Source organism: Micrococcus sp. HMSC31B01 (assembly GCF_001816085.1).
Lineage (GTDB): Bacteria > Actinomycetota > Actinomycetes > Actinomycetales > Micrococcaceae > Micrococcus > Micrococcus luteus.
In genome coordinates this window covers 1-1,576 of record NZ_KV824959.1, presented here as the reverse complement: position 1 = coordinate 1,576, position 1,576 = coordinate 1, and the positions used below count along the sequence as shown (strand labels likewise).

Below are 1,576 nucleotides of genomic sequence, written 5' to 3'. Positions count from 1 at the left end.
CGGGGGCGAGCACCTCGGCATGGGCGTGGGTGTCGTCCGTGGCCCAGCGCGCGAGCTCCTCACCGTCCCGCAGGACGGCGACGGAGGCGGCGGCGGAGGAGTCGATCGCGAGGAGCAGGGCCATGGCCGCCAGTCTACGGAAGCACGACGCCGGCCCAGCGCGGGCCGCGGCCGGTCACGACGGCCGAGCGCAGCTCCTCGACCTGGCCCCCGTCCTCGTCGGAGAAGTCGGTGACGATGCCGTCCTCCTCCCCCGCCGAGGCTGCGGGGGCGTCCTCACCCCCGCGGGCCCGGACGATCTCGATGTCCAGCCACGAGGCGTCCGGGTCCTCGGGGAACCCGGCGAGGGACTCGGCCATGCCCCGGCCCCACTCGACGACGGTCACGGAGCGGTCCACGCTCGCGTCCAGGTCGAGGTCCGTGAGCTCCCCCGCCGAGCGCAGCCGGTACGCGTCCACGTGCACGAGGTCCGGGGTGCCCGCCGGGGCGTCGGCCGGGGCGGGGTGGACGCGGGAGAGGACGAACGTCGGCGAGACCACGCCGGAGGCCACGCCGAATCCGCTGGCCAGCCCCTGGGTGAAGGTCGTCTTGCCCGCGCCGAGGTCGCCCGTGAGGATCAGCACGTCGCCGGCGCGGAGCACCCCGGCGAGGGCGCGGCCGAACGCCCGGGTGCCGTCGGCGCCCTCGAGCGGGACCGTCGCCGTCAGCACGGGCTCCGGCAGGATCGGGCCGGGGGCGGGGATCTCGTGGTCGCTCATGGGCGGGCCTCCTGGGTCGGCGTGGGGTCCACGTGCTGCCGGTCCACGCGGCCCCCGATGCGGGTCACCAGCTCGTAGTTGATCGTCCCGGCGGCCGCGGCCCACTCCTCCACCGGAATGCCGGAGGCCGGTCCGAACAGCTCGACGGCGTCGCCGGGCGCGTCCGCGGCGTCCGGGCCGAGGTCCACCACGAACTGGTCCATCGCGATGCGGCCCACCACGGGGACGGCCCGGCCGCCGACGTGGACGCGCGTGCCCTCGACGACGCGCGGGACGCCGTCGGCGTAGCCGACGGGCACGAGCCCGAGCGTGGTGGGCTCCGCCGTGACGTGGCGGAACCCGTAGGACACGCCCTGCCCGGCGGGGACGGCCTTGACGTTGGCCAGGACGGTGACGAGGGACATGGCCGGGCGCAGCCCGAGCTCGGCGGCGGTGACGTCCGCGAACGGGGAGAGCCCGTACAGGCCCAGGCCGACGCGCACCATGTCCAGGTGCGTGTCCGGCCGGGCGAGGGCGGCGGGCGTGTTGGCCAGGTGGCGCAGCAGCGGGTGGCCGAGCGTCTCGGCGGCCTCGGCGGCCATCCGTTCGAACCGCAGCAGCTGCGCCGTGGTCTCGGCGGCCCGGTCCGGCTCGTCCGCCACGCCGAGGTGGGAGAACACGCCCTCCACCCGCACGAGGCCCGCGGCCTCGAGCTCGGCAGCATGCGCCACGAAGGCGGGCCACCGCTCGGGCGTGCAGCCGTGGCGGCCCAGGCCGGTGTCCGCCTTCAGATGCAGGACCGCGCGGGCCTCGGGTCCGGCCCCGCCACGGGCCCGCAG

Annotated in this window: 2 protein-coding genes; both read right to left on the bottom strand. The window is 76.8% G+C overall.

Annotated elements, in window-relative coordinates:
• Positions 1 to 134 precede the first annotated feature (134 nt).
• Positions 135 to 758, bottom strand: a complete 624-nt coding sequence (gene tsaE / locus HMPREF3105_RS02040; RefSeq protein WP_070708658.1) for a tRNA (adenosine(37)-N6)-threonylcarbamoyltransferase complex ATPase subunit type 1 TsaE — start codon at positions 756 to 758, stop codon at positions 135 to 137.
• Positions 755 to 1,576, bottom strand: an 822-nt coding sequence (gene alr, locus HMPREF3105_RS02035; protein ID WP_070708657.1) for an alanine racemase, incomplete at its 5' end; no start/stop codon positions are given. The genes tsaE and alr, both read right to left, overlap by 4 nt.

Excerpts from the sequence above, each read along its gene's own strand:
- tsaE (WP_070708658.1), bottom strand. The coding sequence starts at position 758 with ATGAGCGACCACGAGATCCCCGCCCCCGGCCCGATCCTGCCGGAGCCC.